A 14,997-nucleotide genomic window follows, 5' to 3' on the forward strand; every position below is an offset into this window, starting at 1 on the left:
CCTCGGCCGCGATCTCGCGGTCGGCGCGGGCGGTCGCGGACATCTGCAGGTACATGAGGATGCCGAACATGGTCGCGAGCGTGGCGCCGGCGATGACGACGACCATGTCGGTACGGCCGGCGTTCGGCAGCAGGGCCTGATAGCTCGCGCCGCTGCGCAGCACCCACTGGCGCTCGCCCGCGGTGAAGTTGGCCGTGTAGCGGAACGCGGCGTTGCCGTTGCCCACGACCGCGGCGACCTCGGCCAGCTCGCCCGTGCCGGAGCGGGTGAGCAGCTGGATGTCGAGATCGTTCCCGGACGTGGCCAGCGCCAGTCCCCGCGCGATCAGGTCGCGCGCGGCCACGTTGAGGACCAGATAACCCTCGGACCCGGTCACCGGGGCGACCACGTCGAAGGACAGCTGCCGCTCGATCGCGGGGAGGGTGAGGTCGGCCAGCCGGACGTACGCGTCGGAGATGGCGACCGACTTCGCTGCCGCCTTCGTCACGTCGATCACCGCCTGCGCGGAGCCCTGGTCGACGCCGGGCTCCGGGGCGCGCTGCTTCGCCAGTCCGGCGGTGAGGACGGGGTACAGATGCTCGCGCAGCCCGGCGGCCCCGGGCTTCTTGGTGAAGCCCGCGGCGCCGCGGGCCCGCCAGCGAGCGGTGAGGCCCGCACTGTCCGGGACCACGAGAGACAGCGCCCGTACGGCCGTGAGCTCCTGCGCGTCCACCGCGGCGGCCAGCTTCCGGAAGGCGCCGGCGGTCGGCTCGGGCAGGGCGGTGAGGGCGGCGGCGGTGAGGCGGACGGCGTCGGAGTAGCGGCCGAGCTCGTTGACGACCGTGGTCTGCACGGCGGTGCTCGACGCGGCCAGGCGCGCCTGGGCGTTGCGCTCGAGGGCCCCGCGCAGCCGCACGCCGAAGCCGAACGAGACCGCGACGCCGCCCAGGATGATGATCAGCGAGAAGAACGCCGCCCACGGGCGCGACCACCCGCTGTTCCGCTCCTTCGCCACTTTTCCCAATTTAGCCGTTTTTGCGGCCCCTTGCTCCGCTTACTCCTCCGCGGCCTCGACCCGCTCCTGGCCGCGCCGGCGCAGCATCTTGAGGCCGGGCAGCCCGACGATCGCCAGGTGCAGGTCGTTGGTCACCTCGAGCAGCGAGTGCAGGTCGGGACCCACCTGGTCGAGCTTGGTGAGCAGCGGCAGCACGTCGTCGGTCAGGTGCTCGCGCAGCTGCGGCAGCTGGTCGATCATCCGGATCGCCGCGGTGACCTCCTCGGGCGTGAGGTCCTCGATGAACCGGGCGAGCAGCGGCGCCGCCTTGCGCAGCGTCGGCGCGTAGCCGTCGAGCAGCTCCCGGCTCTCGCTCACCGCCGCCCCGGCCGAGCCGATGACCGTCTTCGTCTCCGCGACCGCGCCGCCGGCCTCACCGATGATCCGCTTGGTGTCGGACACCGCGCCGCCCGCGTCGGCGATGATTGCGCGGGTGCCGGTCACCGCGGCCTCGGCGTCGGCGCTCACCCGGCCCACCCGGGTCACGATCGCCTCGGCGCCGGTGGCGATCTGGTCGGCGCGGGAGACGATCGCCTGGGCGCTCGCCACGGCGCCCTCCGCCTCGCCGGCCACCCGCTCGACCCGGTCGATCAGGCCCTCGGCCCGCTCGGCCAGCACGGTCATCCGGCTCACCAGCAGCTCGGCCTGGCCGAGCAGGCTCAGCAGCCGGACCGGCACCGTGGCCGCCGAGGCCGCGGCCTCCACCGCCTGACCTGCCGCGTCACGCGTGAGCCGGACCAGGGAAGCGGGGGTGGGAAGCAGCGCCATGCGCCCATTGTGCCCCCGGAAAACCATCACTAACCGTGGTGACGGCGGTGCCTATAGTGCGAGCGTTTGAACATCACCCGCCTCGCACGGCAGTATGCACGGGTGCGGCGTTCTCGAATCGTGATTTTCGTAGTGGCTGCGGTGGTCATCCTGGGCGGTGGATCTCTCATCGCCCTCGGCCTGCGCGGCGACGGTGGCGGCTCCGGCGGCGGCCTGCTGCCCAGCTCTCTCACTCTGGGTGACGAGAGCCCCACCCCGTCGGCGTCCCCCTCGCCGACCGGCCCGACCCCCGAGGAGCTGGCGGCCGCCGCGCGCGCCAAGCAGGTCAAGGCCCTCGACAAGGCGCTGAAGAAGCTCGACGCCGACTCCCCCGAGTTCTCGGTCGCGGTGCTCGACAAGACCACGGGGCAGAAGTACGCCTACCGCGGCACGGAGAAGTACGAGACCGCGAGCATCGTCAAGGTGCAGGTCATGGCGTGCATGCTCCTGGAGGCGCAGGAGAAGGACCGCGAGCCCACCGCGGGCGAGATGGACCTCGCCAAGCCCATGATCCGGCTCAGCGACAACAACGCCACCACGTCGCTGTTCACGCACCTGGGCGGGCGCACCGCGATCAACGCGTGCAACGCCAAGCTCGGCCTCACCCAGACCACGGTCAGCAGCTCCTGGGGCCTGACCAAGACGACGGTCGACGACCAGGTGAAGCTGCTCGGCGAGCTGGTCGACACCAAGGGCCCGCTGGACGCCGGCTCCCGCAAGACCGCCTTCGGCCTGATGAACTCGGTCGACGAGACCCAGACCTGGGGCGTCCCCGCGGCCGGCCGGACCGGCGAGACCACCACCGTCAAGAACGGCTGGCTCTCCCGCTCGACCGACAACAACCTCTGGATCATCAACACGGTCGGCCGCATCACCGGCGACGACGACACGAACGTCTCGATCGCGGTCCTGTCGCACAACAACGCGACCATGGACAGCGGCATCACGCTGGTCGAGAAGGTCGCCAAGCTGACGCGTACGTACCTCAAGTACTGAGCCGGACCGGGAGCGTAGCGGCATGGACACGCAGCGACGCCGCTGGTACTAGTTAGGCGTGCTGAGCGCCCTCGCCTGGATGGTGCTGGGAGGTGGCAGCGCAGCCGCGATCGTCTCCGGCGTGCGGCGTCACCGGCCCGCCCGGTCCGGACCCTGGTTCCTGCTCGCCGGCGCCGTCACGGCGAGCGCAGCCGGCGATGTGCTGACCGCGCTCGGCCGGCCCGGCGCCGCCGAGGTCTGCTTCTACGCCATGTTCGTCCCGGTCGCCTGGAGTCTGCTGCAGCTGACCCGCGCCGGGGCGATTCTCGTCGACCGGGCGCGGCTGATCGACCTGAGCGCGTTCGCGTGCTCGACGCTGCTGGTGATCTGGGTGTTCGTCATCGGCGACGCGGGCCGGATCGGGGACGTCTCCGGGGCGTACGTCATCGGGGCCCTGCTGCTGGTCGCGATCGTCACCCGCCTGCTGATCGCCGTGGGCCGGAACCTCTCGGCCGTGCTGCTGGTCGTCGGGGCGACGGGCGTCCTGGTCGGTGACATCGTGCAGCCGCTGTGGCCGGGCCCGCTGAGCGGGGCCGGGTTCGTGGTGCTCTATCTGGCCTGGGGCGCCGCCGCGCTGCACCCGTCGATGGTCCGGCTCACCGAGCCCGCGGCGCCGCGGCCGAGCCCCTGGCGCGGGCGCTGGGCGGCGCTGCTGGGCGTCTCCGCCGCCACCCCGCCGATCGTCCTGCTGATCGAGTCGGTCCACGGCACGGTCGGCGACGGCGTGGTGATCGCCGTGGCCGGCGCTGTCACGCTGCTCCTGGCGATCACGCGGCTGACCGACTCGGTGACTCTGAACGCCCGGGCGCTGACCCGGGAACGCGCCCTGCGGCAGGCGAGCGCCGCGCTGGTCGCCGCGGCCGACACGCAGGCCGTGGACGAGGCCGTCCGTGCCGCCGTCGGCCGTCTCATGCCGCCGGACGCCGTCCGCAGCGCCGTCTTCGCCCTCGACGACCGCCAGGTCCCGCCCGGCACGGCACCCGACCCGGCGCGCTGCAGCTGGTGGGCCGAGGGCCCGGACCACGACCACGCCACACTGGTCTGCCCGCTGCGGCTGGAACCGCTGGCCGTCGCCCGGCCCAGCGGCGGGGCGCTGATCCTGGCGGGTCGCCGCGACACCCTGACCGCCACGCGCGACGCGCTCGAGGTGCTGGCCGGTCAGGCGGCGCTCGCGCTGGATCGCGTCTCCCTGGTGGCGGCGGTCGGCCGCCGCGACAGTGACCTCTATCTGCGCGCGGTGATCGGCACCGGCACGGACATCATCGTGGTGCTCGACGAGGACCAGCGCATCCGGTACGCCAGCCCCTCGCTGCGCGAGCTGCTCGGTGCCCCCGGCCTCCCGCCGCTGGCGACACTGGACGACCTGGTGCATCCGGACGACCGCGACCTGCTGCGCCGGGCCTTGCGCGGCTCCGGTGACGGCGTGGTGGTCTGCTCGCTGGTGCGCACCGACGGCGGCCAGGTGCTCGTCGAGGCAGCCTACCGCGACCTGCGCACGGACCGCCTGGTCCAAGGCTTCGTGGTGACCATGCGGGAGCTTCCCCCGGGTCCCGGGCCGGACGGGCAGCGGCCCGGATGCGACACCCCGGACCAGGCACCGGCCCGGGTGAACCGGCGCAGCTCCCGGGACAAGTTCCGCTAGGGTGCGGCTCGTCAGCGGCCGATCTTGTCCAGCTCGGCGAGATCGTCGGCGGAGAGGGTGCGGCCGGCGCCGGCGATGTTCTCGCGCAGGTGGGCGACCGACGACGTACCCGGGATCAGCAGGATGTTGGGGGAGCGCTGCAGCAGCCACGCCAGCGCGACCGACATCGGCGTCGACCCCAGCCGCGCGGCCACGCCGTCCAGCGCCGACGACTGCAGCGGGCTGAAGCCGCCCAGCGGGAAGAACGGCACGTACGCCACGCCGTCCGCGGCGAGCTCGTCGATCAGGTCGTCGTCGCCGCGATGGGCGAGGTTGTACATGTTCTGGACGCAGACGATCGGGGCGATCCCCCGGGCCTCGGCGACCTGCGCGGGGGTCGCGTTGCTGATGCCGAGGTGCCGGATCAGGCCCTGGCTCCGCAGCTCGGCCAGCGTGCCGAGCGCCTCGGCGACCGGTTCGGGCACCGGGCCCTGGGCGTTGCCGAGCCGGAGGTTGACCAGGTCGAGCGTCTCGAGGCCGAGCCGGTCGAGGTTGTCGTGCACGGCCCGGCGCAGGCTCTCCGGGTCCCGTGCGGGAGGCCAGCCGCCCTGCGCGTCGCGGGTGGCGCCGACCTTGGTGACGATGTGCAGCGACGCGGGGTACGGGTGCAGGGCCTCGCGGATCAGCTCGTTGGTGACGTGCGGCCCGTACGCGTCGGCGGTGTCGATGTGCGTGATGCCGAGCCCGACGGCCTCGCGCAGAACGGCGAGCGCGCCGTCGTGGTCGGCGGGCGGGCCCATGACCCACGGGCCGGCGAGCTGCATGGCGCCGTAGCCGAACCGGGTCACGGTCAGATCGCCGAGCGTCCAGGTGCCGCCGGGAAGAGAAGTCGTCATGGCGACCACTGTGCGCCGGGCCGCTCCCCGCCGGGAAGAAGGCACCTGGAAGTGCGTAAGGCCCCGGCAAGTGCCGGGGCCCACGCGATCAGTTCACCGGACGGGTCACCAGACGGCGACGCCGTACGCGCTGAGGGGCTCGGTGACCGGCTGGAAGTAGGTCGTGCCGCCGGAGGAGCAGTTGCCGCTGCCGCCCGAGGTCAGGCCGTAGGCGACGGTGCCACGGTACAGCGGGCCGCCGCTGTCGCCCGGCTCGGCGCAGACGTTGGTGCGGATGAGGCCCGAGACCGAGCCCTGCGAGTAGTTCACCGTGGCGTTGAGGGCCTGGACGGTGCCGGAGTGGATGCCCGTGGTGCTGCCGCGACGGGTGACCGCCGTGCCGACCGCCGGGGTGCCGGAGGAGCTGATGTCCTGCGAGCCGACCGCGCCGCTGATCGTCACGCTGGTGGTGGTGTAGCGCACGATGCCGTAGTCGTTGCCCGGGAAGCTCGTGCCGGCGCGGGTGCCCAGCGTCGTCGAGCCGTTGGTCCAGGTGGTCCCGGCGTTGGTGCAGTGGCCCGCCGTCAGGAAGTAGTTCGTGCTGCCGCTGCGGACGTTGAAGCCGAGCGAGCAGCGCGAGCCGCCGGTGTAGATCGCGTCGCCACCCGAGATGAGGGTGGAGAGGGTACCCGGGGTCTGCTCGAAGGAGGCCTTGTCGCCCAGCTTGGCGACGATCGCCTTGACCGCGGCCAGCTTGGCGCCGGTGACGCTCGCGTCCGCCTGGACCGACACCTTGTTGGTGACCGGGTCGATGGCGAAGGAGGTGCCGGGCGTCTTGAGGTCCGACTTCAGGGTCGTCTCCGCGGCGGCCAGGGCGGCGCCGGAGTTCTTCACGTAGCGCACCGAGGCGCCCGCGGCGGTCGCGGCGGCGGCGGTGGCCGCGTCGGTCACGTTGACCACCAGCTTGCCGGACGAGTCGACGTACGATCCGGCGGCCTTGGTGCCGAGCTGGGCGCTCAGCGTGCTGGCCAGCTTCGAGGAGACGAGGGACGCGTCGGCGGCGGGGGCGGCCGCCGACGAGGCCGCGTTCGCGGGTGACGCGAACGCGCTGCCGGCGAGCAGGACGGCGGCCAGGCCGACGATCGGTCGGCCGAGCTTGGAGCCGGGGTTACGCACAGGGTCCTCCCAGGGGGATGGGGGGTGCACCGGGCATGTCCGGAGCACCTCGTGCCATCCGTAGTATCGAGAGAACTCAATGCATCGACAAGGGTCGCGCGCGCCGCCCCGATGCCCGTCAAAGCCGCTCTGAGCTGCGGAAACGGCGGTTGCATATCACGGGGCTATCACCAAAGCGGGATGCTCGGAACGCGTTTCGGCCGCCAGCCGTTGCGCCTGCGCGCGGATCTCCGGCACCGCCGTCGTCTCCCACTGCGACCCGCGGCGCAACGGCCCGATGAGCCACAGCCGCTCGTGCGCGCGGCCGTCGGCGGCGATCACCCGGCCGGCCGGGTCGACCGCGAGACCCAGGTCGTGCGGGCCGGCCACGGCCGTGCCCGACGACAGCAGGTCCTGGACCAGCGGCCCGGCGGCGCCCGGCAGCTTGCCCGGCCCCGCGCAGTTGACGACGGCCGCGTAGTCGCCGAGGCCCGGCCAGGCCGCCACCCCGCCGCGGCGGATCTCCAGCAGGCCCGCCTCGCGCAGCGCGACGACCCGCCCGGCGATCTCCGGCGCCATGCGGTGCCGGTGACACTCCCAGGTGCGGGCGAGATGCCGCAGGAAGGCGTCCTGCTCGGCGGGGCTCAGGGCCGTCCACAATTCATCGAGGTACGGCCGGAGCCCGTCGACCACCGGCCGCCAGTCCCCCGCCTCGCCCGCCGCCGAGCGCACCGCCCGCACGACATCGCGCAGCGTCGCGCAGTCGTCGAGGGCGGGCGCGGCCGGCGGAGCGGCGTCGACGGTGTGCGTGAGAGGCAGCAGCCCCCGGCGGCTGATCGCGACGACCGGGGCGGTCCGGCGCCCGTCCGCCGTGAGGGTGAGCGCGGCGTCGACCGCGGTGAGGCCGGTGCCGACGAGCAGCACGGGCCGGTCGGGCGGAAGGGCATCGAGGGCGCCGGGCTGCCACGGGTCGTCTAGGTAGTGCGGGTGGTCCAGGCGCTGGCGGGCCGAGGACGGTCCCCCGGTCGCCAGGATGACGTGGTCGGCGCGGATCTCGCTGCCGTCGTCGAGGGTGACCGCACCGGGGCGGACGGCCGTCGCGCGATTGCGGCGCAGGTGGAGCCGGCCCGGGTGGTCGGTCGCGGCCTCGTCCAGGACGGCGCGCAGATAGCGCCCGTACTCCGCACGCGGCCGGAAGTCGCCCGGCGCCGCCCCGGACCAGCGCACGAAGTGGCCCGGGTCCCCGGGGTCCGCGCTCATCGCCCCGGCCCGCGAGTTGAGGACGTGCCAGGGCCGGGCGTGCCCGTAGGCCACCCCGCCGCCCGGCTCCCCCGGCTCCACGAGCACGACGTCGTCATCGCCGCCCCGCAGCAACTCCCGAACCGTCAAGACGCCGGAACACCCGCCGCCCACCACCGCCACCGTACGCCGCATGAACCCCTCCTCATTCCCTATCTTCACGATAGGCTTAGGAGCCTTTCGCGCCAATCACCGTACCGGCGCGCGCCAGGGGGAGATCGGGGGCACCGCCTCGCACCATTGTCGGGTGCGGCCCACATCGTGGACCCGGCGACCGGCCGCCATCGAGAGCGACCTTTCTCACCTCGGCCGGGGGCAGCCGCGGCGGCTTCGCCGAGCAGGCCGTCGTCGCCGAGCCCTCCGCCCCCGGACTCGGCGCCCGGCATCCGTCGCCCGGCGCGCGAGGCTCGGCATCTGGCATCCGGCGCGCGGGGCTCGGCATCCTGCTGGGACTGTCCGCTCAGTCGGCGATCGTGATCGCGGCTTCCTCGGAGAGGCGGTAGCCGACGCCGTAGACCGTGGTCACGATGTCCGGGTCGCCGAGCTTCGTGCGGAGCCGACTGACGTGCACGTCGACCGTGCGCACGGTGGTGTGGGTGTGGCCCCACACGTGGCCGAGCAGCTGGTTGCGGCTGAAGACCTGGCGGGGGTGGCGGGCCAGGAAGAGCAGGAGCTCGTACTCGAGGCGGCTCAGGTCCAGCGGCACCCCGTCGAGGGTGGCGGTGCGCGGCCGCGGGTCCAGGTGCAGGCCGGCGACGCCGGGGCGGGCGACCGGGGCGAAGGCGGGAGCGTCGAGGGCGACCGCGGCGTCCGGGCCGGCGGCGACGACCAGGTCGCGGAGGGCGGCGAGGACGCGCTCGCTCTCCTCGGTTCCGGGCGCGCCGAGCGTGATGGTGACGGTCACGGACGACGAGGGCGTGGCGTCGCCCGGCACGGCGCGCAGGCGGCCCTGGCGGGACCGGAGACCCGGCACGCGCAGGGGGGCCGAGGCCACGTGCGGGGCAATGTGCTTCGAGGCGAGCTCCACGACCTGCTTGGACGCGGCTTCCGGGCGCTGCTTCGCGGCGAGATCGGCGCGCTGCTTCGCGGTGAGATCGGCGCGCTGCTTCGCGGCGACTTCCGCGAGCTGGTTCGGGGCGAGATCGGCGACGGCGAGGACGGACATGAGACGGGCCTCCGGGTGGGTGTCACCGCAGCCGGATCTCGGCGGCGGCTGAAGAATACTTCTCCCATGTGCGGGATAGGTTTAGCGGCGCGGGAGCGCGCCCATGGTCATGCGGAAGGGGGAACCACCGAGGGCCGTTCACGACGGGAGCCACGCACTCGAGGCGGGATCACCGCGGGGCCGACACCGTCGTCGACGCGATCGTGAACGCCCTCACCCGCACCGGGGTCAGCGCACCGGCCGGGTCACCGGGAGGAGCGACACCGCGCGCTGGCGCATCGGAGGAGATCGATGGCCAGGCGGGACGTCAGGCGTACGTCGCGCATCTGCATGTCCCCCACCCTTCCCGCTCGGTCACGTCCGGTCACAACAAATCCAGGATGCGGGAGCATTTTCCCGCCGAATCACCATGGCATCCCGGCGGCCACCCGGAAAGGTGACACCGCCCACAAAGGCGCATCTATGCAGTGATGGCCACCACTGTCACGACCCGCCCTCCGGGATGGCGACACCACCGGCCCGCCCCGCACCGGCACCACCCCACCCGTCACCCCACCCGGTCCGCAGCGGACCGAATGTCACCCTCTGCAGCGAGTTGACCACCGTCCATGGTGAACAGCTACGGTGGGGATGGTGGCCATCCTGCCCGCCGGCCGCAGTCATGTCAACAATAACCCATAGGTTTACTAGGATATGAGATCACGTTGACGCCGCCCCGACTCCCGGGGAAGCGTGGGGCCATGCCCACCGCTGCGCCGGCCGTCATCGACGCCGGATCTCAACCAGTGGAAGGCACCTGCGGCGCTGCAGCTACCTCGCTCGTCCGTCTCCGTGCAAAGGGAGATCCCATGACCGACACCACCCTCGTGGACGCGCAGCTCTTCCGCTCCCTGCTGCGCCGGCACGCCGCGGCCGTCGTCGTCATCACCGCCCCGGGCGAGCCACCGGCCGGCTTCACGGCCACCTCGTTCACCTCCGTGTCGCTCGACCCGCCGCTCGTCTCCTTCTGCCTGGCCCACACGGCCTCGGCCTGGCCGACCGTCGACGCCGCCGACACGGTCGCGGTGCACGTCCTCACCCAGGAGCAGGAGCACGTGGCCCGCATCTTCTCCACCCGCGGCATCGACCGCTTCGCCGCGCACGGCGCGTGGCACGAGGGGCCCGGCGGCGTACCCCTGCTGGAAGGGGTCCTCGCCACCATCGTCTGCCGCGTCGCCCAGCGCGTCGAGGCCGGCGACCACACCATCGTCCTGGCCACCCCGCTGACCGGCGACCACCACGAGGACGCCACGGCGGCGCCGCTCGTCTACCACGACGGCAGCTACGCCCACCTCCGCCGCACGGCGTGACACCGGCCGCCCCGGCGCAGCCTCGCCGCACGGCCCGAACCGGCGGACCACCACGGCGCGGACGACGCGGACGACGCGGCTCCGACCGACTGAACCCGCCACGACTCGCGGACGGGCGGCGCCAGGCGCACTCACCCCGGCGTGACTCGCTACGGCCGGCGCCAGGCGCACTCACCCTGCCGTGACTCGCCGACGGGCGGCCCCAAGCGCACTCACTGGCGTGGGTGCCCGGCGCACTCGCCAGCGGCGACGCTGGATGCCCTCGCCGACGGGTGGCACTCGATGCACTCGCCGACGGGTGGCGGCCTCCTGAGGAGCGCACCGAAATTCCGGGCCGGCGTCAACGGGCGTTGACGAAGCTGTGAGTTCCTGTGAGAACGCCAAAAGCTCACAAGATCGCGGGTCACGGGCCGATCACACCCCTCGTACGGGCCGACAGCCGGCTCGCCGAGGAGGAATCCGTCATGACTTCGATCAGTGCCCTGGGCACGTCGGGCACGGGCTGGACCCAGAGCTGGGCCTGGACCCCGGCGCCCCGCCCGGTCTCCGCCGCCGCCGAGACGAGCAGCACCGACACCAGCCAGGTCGCCGAGCAGCTCACGAGCGCCCAGAGTTCGGCACCGCCCCCGCCCCCGCCCGGCGGAGGCCCCGGCGGTCCCGGCTCCGGCGGGCCCGGCGGCTCGCGTGGCGAGGTCGCCGGGCTGCAGGACCCGTCGAAGCTCAACCAGATCAGCGACCTGCTCGACATGAGCGAGGACGACGTGACCACCTCGGCCACCAGCGCGACCAAGCTCGTCGAGCTCCTGCAGAACAAGGGCGTCGACCTGGGCCAGCTCCGCAACGTCCTGAACAGCGGCGACCTGCTCGACGTCCGCGCCTGACGGCCGGTCCGGCACCTCCGGCGCTCGCTCGGCGTGGCCCTTTTTATGGTTCACGCGTACCATAAAAAGATGACCGCCGAGCTGAGCAGCTTCCGGACCGACGCCGACCGGGCCCGTCACCTCGCCGTGCTGCGGGACCTGATCGACCGGCGGTGGCCGGTCGAGCGCACCGAGACCGACGTGCCGACGAGTTTCGGCACCACGCATGTGTTCCGCAGCGGGCCGGCCGGCAGCACCGCCGATCCGTTCGTGCTGCTCGCCGGCTCGGGCGGCGGCTCGCTGATGTGGACGCCGCACGTCGCCGGGCTCGCCCGCGAGCGGCCGGTGCTGGCGCTCGACCTCATCGGGGAGCCGGCCCTCTCGACCCAGACAGCCCCGATCAGCACGCCGGCGGACCTGTCGCGCTGGCTGACCGAGACGCTCGACGCGCTGGGGGTGCGGCGGGCGCATCTCGTCGGCTGCTCGTACGGCGGCTGGATCGCTCTGCTGCACCACCTCGACGACCCGGGCCGGGCGGCGTCGATCACGCTGCTGGACGCGGGCGGGTTCGGGCGCGTCACGCGGCGGTTCATGGCGTGGATCATCGTGACCGGGCTGTTCATGTTCGCGCCCGCGCCGCTGCGGCACCGGGCCGCCGGCTGGTTCCACAACAGCACGCTGCTCGACGACTCGATCCCGAAGCTGGCGAAGGGCACCTTCACCTTCCGCCCGCGGCTGCCCAGGCTCACCCCGCTCACCGACGATCAGCTGAGCCGGATCCAGGCGCCGGTGCTGGCCGTCTTCGGGGAGCGGAGCCAGCTGTACGACGCCGAGGCCACCGCCGCACGCGTCCGCGACCGCATGCCGGACGTCCGCACGCTGGTGGTTCCCGGGGCGGGTCACGACCTCGTCATGCACAGCCCGGACCTCGTCGTCGAACGCACGGTCGCCTTCGCCCGGGCCGTGGACGAAGCCCGAGCCACCGACGAAGCGTGAGCCACGCACCAACCTCCAGCCAGGGAGGACGCCATGCAGGGCGCCCGAGCCGGGCAGAAGGCGCGAGCCGCCGGGACGGATGACGACGGCGACGCCGGGCCGGACGCGGCGGACGCGGCGGACGCGGCGGACGCGGCGGACGCGGGCGGCCGGAATGCGCGGGACCCCGGCGACGTTTCCCCCGCGGGAGGTAACACCATGAAGGTTCGGAACTCGCTCCGGTCGCTGAAGAGCAAGCCCGGCTCGGTCGTGACGCGCCGCCGCGGGCGGATGGTCGTCATCAACCGTAAGAATCCGCGCTGGAACGGCCGGCAGGGCTGAGACGCGATACCGTGACATCCAACGCCGGGGACCCGCCGCCACGGGTCTCCGGCGTTTCCTGTTCCCGGGCACACTGAGATCATGGATCCTCTCGTGCACCCGGTGCCCTCCGCCGACGGCGTCACGCTGACCGTCGAGGAGCGGGGCACCCCCGGCGCGACGGCTTCGATCGTCTTCCTGCCGGCGCTGGGCGTGCCGCTCGCGTACTACGACAAGTTCCTCACCGCCTGGGCCGCGCACGGCCGGCACGTCGTCGGGGTCGAGCTGCGGGGGATGCCGCGCAGTCCGGTGGCCGACCTGCGCAAGGCCTCCTTCGGGTACGCCCATCTGCTGCGCGAGGATCTGCCCGCCGTCTTCGCGAGCGAGGCGCTGCAGCGGGCCGGCAGCTACGTGCTCACCGGTCACAGCCTCGGCGGTCAGCTCGCCCTGCTGTCGGCGGCCACCGGGGGCTCCCGGCCCGCCGCCGTCGTCACGATCGGCACCGGCACCAGTTCCAAGGCGGCGCACGCCACTCCCCTGGCCCGTGTCCGGCGCGCCGCCGGGGTGCGGTTCGTCGGGGCGGTCGCCGGGTCGCTCGGCTACTGGCCGGGGCATCGCCTGGGCTTCGCCGGACGCCAGCCCCGGCTGCTGATGGCCGACTGGGGTTACGAGGCCCGGCACGGCCGCTACCGGTTGCACGGCGACCGCACGGACTACGAGGCCGCCCTGGCCGCCCTCGACCTGCCGGCCCTGCTCGTGACGATCGCCGGCGACGCCATGATCACCGCCCCGGCCGTGGAGCACCTCGCCCGCCGCCTGCCCGCGCACGTGGACCGGGCCACCGTGACGGCCACCCCGGACCACTTCCGCTGGGCCCGCCGCACTCCCGAGCCCGTCGTCGCCGCCGTCGAGTCCTGGCTGGCCGGAAAGGCGTGACCCGGCAGCCGGCGCACGACCCGCGAAGAAAAAGGCCGGCTCACGACCCCGACGAAAAGGCGCACGACGCCGAGGGAAAGGCGCACCACCCGACGTAAAGGCGCACGACCCCGAGGAAAGGCTCACGACCCCGAGGAAGAGGCTCACGACCCCCGGATGACCGAAGGATCGAGCAGCCCGCGCGCCGCCGCGAGCCCGAGCGCCGTCCGCGGCGAATAGGGCACCCGCCACAACCCGCCGTGCGCCGCCCCCACGGCCTCGTCGGTCCACGCCTCCGCCGCCGCCGGACGCGGGTTCCGCAGCTGGTGCACCAGCAACGCCGCCATCAACCGGTTGCTGGTCGCCGGCTCGAACACCTCGACCCCGAACAGATGCGCCCCCGCGTACGCCGCGGCCAGCAGCCTGTTCCGCGTCACCGACCGGGTCCGGGTCGGCGGCGCCACCGCGAAGGCGACGTCCGTCCCGGCCCGCCGGGCGGCCGTGGCCCGCCAGCGCTGGATCCGTTTCGCCAGCGCGTAGTTCGGTCCCTGCTGCGGCACGAGGCTGTCGGCGATGCCCGGGTCGGCGCCCGCGGGATAGTGCGGTGCGAGCAGCCGCCCGCCCGACAGCGCCTGGGTCACCTTGACGCCGGCCGGCCGCGCCCGATAGCGCGACGCCGCCTCCGCGACCACCGGACCCGGCACGGCGAAGGTGTCGGTCGGCGTGGCGAGGAACGCCAGGGCCGTCTCGGGCCGCTCACCCACCAGCCGTACGCCGAGAGCGTCGACGCCCGCGGACAGCAGCGGATACGCGGCCCCGGGTGCGTACACGTAATTGCCGAGCACCAGGCGGCCCGGCACCTCCCGCAGCCAGGCGGCCACCTCGGGCAGCCCGCTGAGCAAGTCGATGCCGGCGTCCACCGGGGACGATCCCGGCGCGATCAATGTCCCCGCGCTGCGCCGGGCGGTGTCGGCGACCCGCTCCCACAACGCCGGCCGCGGCAGGTCGACACCGAGCACCGTGCCGCCCCACGCCAGCACGGCGGGCAGCGGGCCGAGCTCCGCGCCCGCGCCGAGGACGACGAGCCGCTGATCGGACAGGTCGAGCCACTCCGGGTGGGCGGCCACCTCCCGCACGAGCTCCGCGCACGATGCCTCGATCACCCCGCGCGCGATCCACGCATCGAGCTGCCGGTGCAGGGCATCACCCCGCAGGACCTCTTTCCCGTACGGAACGAGCAGCTCGCGCTCCGCCTTCTCCTGCCCGGTGACCGTGAACGTCGCCGGCGGCGGGGCGGGCACCGCGAAGATCTCGGACAGCGGCACGTCCCCGTCGTCCCGCGCCACGACCACCCGCTCATGGACGGCGGCGAGCCCGGCGCCCGCGACGGCGTACCCGTCGGTGAGGCTTGCCTCGACCAGCGCCCGGAAGTGCCGCAGATAGCCGGACCGCCAGTCCTGCTCGCGCGCGGCGCCCTCCGCGGCCGCCGGATCGACGGCACGCAACGCGTCGGCGACCACCGCCCGGCCGAAGCTCGTGCTGCTGCGCCGGCCGTCCGGCGTACGGGGAAACGCGACCTCGTTCACG

At 73.5% G+C, this 14,997-nt stretch carries 14 protein-coding genes; 7 read left to right on the forward strand and 7 right to left on the reverse strand.

Features of this window, described 5'->3' with window-relative positions; translation table 11 throughout:
* On the reverse strand, positions 1-994 hold a 994-nt coding region (locus RBH18_RS19390), incomplete at its 3' end, for a hypothetical protein (RefSeq protein ID WP_306209747.1).
* 39 nt (positions 995-1,033) lie between these two features.
* On the reverse strand, positions 1,034-1,801 hold the full coding sequence (locus RBH18_RS19395) for a hypothetical protein (protein WP_306209749.1): 768 nt from the start codon (positions 1,799-1,801) through the stop codon (positions 1,034-1,036).
* A gap of 120 nt (positions 1,802-1,921) precedes the next feature.
* On the opposite strand from RBH18_RS19395, the gene RBH18_RS19400 reads away from it, so the two are divergent.
* Complete coding sequence (locus RBH18_RS19400; protein ID WP_306209751.1) at positions 1,922-2,836, forward strand: serine hydrolase; 915 nt, start codon at positions 1,922-1,924, stop codon at positions 2,834-2,836.
* 58 nt (positions 2,837-2,894) lie between these two features.
* Entirely contained in the window at positions 2,895-4,517 is a 1,623-nt protein-coding gene (locus tag RBH18_RS19405; RefSeq protein ID WP_306209753.1) for a PAS domain-containing protein, read from the forward strand.
* An 11-nt stretch (positions 4,518-4,528) separates the two neighbouring features.
* Here the strand turns inward: RBH18_RS19405 and RBH18_RS19410 are convergent, their stop codons facing one another.
* The 4 genes from RBH18_RS19410 to RBH18_RS19425 form a co-directional block, all read right to left on the reverse strand.
* Entirely contained in the window at positions 4,529-5,392 is an 864-nt protein-coding gene (locus RBH18_RS19410) for an aldo/keto reductase family oxidoreductase (protein WP_306209755.1), read from the reverse strand.
* A 105-nt stretch (positions 5,393-5,497) separates the two neighbouring features.
* Complete coding sequence (locus RBH18_RS19415) at positions 5,498-6,547, reverse strand: S1 family peptidase (protein ID WP_306209756.1); 1,050 nt, start codon at positions 6,545-6,547, stop codon at positions 5,498-5,500.
* A gap of 156 nt (positions 6,548-6,703) precedes the next feature.
* On the reverse strand, positions 6,704-7,960 hold the full coding sequence (locus tag RBH18_RS19420) for an FAD/NAD(P)-binding protein (RefSeq protein WP_306209758.1): 1,257 nt from the start codon (positions 7,958-7,960) through the stop codon (positions 6,704-6,706).
* Positions 7,961-8,285: 325 nt separating this feature from the next.
* Positions 8,286-8,990: a winged helix-turn-helix domain-containing protein gene (locus RBH18_RS19425; protein WP_306209760.1), complete on the reverse strand. Its 705-nt coding sequence runs from the start codon at positions 8,988-8,990 to the stop codon at positions 8,286-8,288.
* Positions 8,991-9,838: 848 nt separating this feature from the next.
* On the opposite strand from RBH18_RS19425, the gene RBH18_RS19430 reads away from it, so the two are divergent.
* From RBH18_RS19430 to RBH18_RS19450, 5 genes are all read left to right on the forward strand, one after another.
* The gene (locus RBH18_RS19430; protein WP_306209762.1) at positions 9,839-10,339 is read left to right on the forward strand and encodes a flavin reductase family protein; all 501 of its coding nucleotides are present in this window, start codon (positions 9,839-9,841) and stop codon (positions 10,337-10,339) included.
* A 464-nt stretch (positions 10,340-10,803) separates the two neighbouring features.
* On the forward strand, positions 10,804-11,220 hold the full coding sequence (locus RBH18_RS19435) for a hypothetical protein (protein ID WP_306209764.1): 417 nt from the start codon (positions 10,804-10,806) through the stop codon (positions 11,218-11,220).
* Between the two features lie 69 nt (positions 11,221-11,289).
* Positions 11,290-12,195, forward strand: a complete 906-nt coding sequence (locus RBH18_RS19440) for an alpha/beta fold hydrolase (RefSeq protein ID WP_306209766.1) — start codon at positions 11,290-11,292, stop codon at positions 12,193-12,195.
* A 33-nt stretch (positions 12,196-12,228) separates the two neighbouring features.
* Entirely contained in the window at positions 12,229-12,516 is a 288-nt protein-coding gene (locus RBH18_RS44250; protein WP_456237631.1) for a ribosomal protein bL36, read from the forward strand.
* A gap of 81 nt (positions 12,517-12,597) precedes the next feature.
* Positions 12,598-13,431, forward strand: a complete 834-nt coding sequence (locus RBH18_RS19450; RefSeq protein ID WP_306209768.1) for an alpha/beta fold hydrolase — start codon at positions 12,598-12,600, stop codon at positions 13,429-13,431.
* Positions 13,432-13,574: 143 nt separating this feature from the next.
* Here the strand turns inward: RBH18_RS19450 and RBH18_RS19455 are convergent, their stop codons facing one another.
* Entirely contained in the window at positions 13,575-14,996 is a 1,422-nt protein-coding gene (locus tag RBH18_RS19455; protein WP_306209770.1) for a hypothetical protein, read from the reverse strand.
* Position 14,997: the final 1 nt, after the last annotated feature.

This window comes from Actinoplanes oryzae (assembly GCF_030757795.1).
Taxonomy (GTDB): domain Bacteria; phylum Actinomycetota; class Actinomycetes; order Mycobacteriales; family Micromonosporaceae; genus Actinoplanes.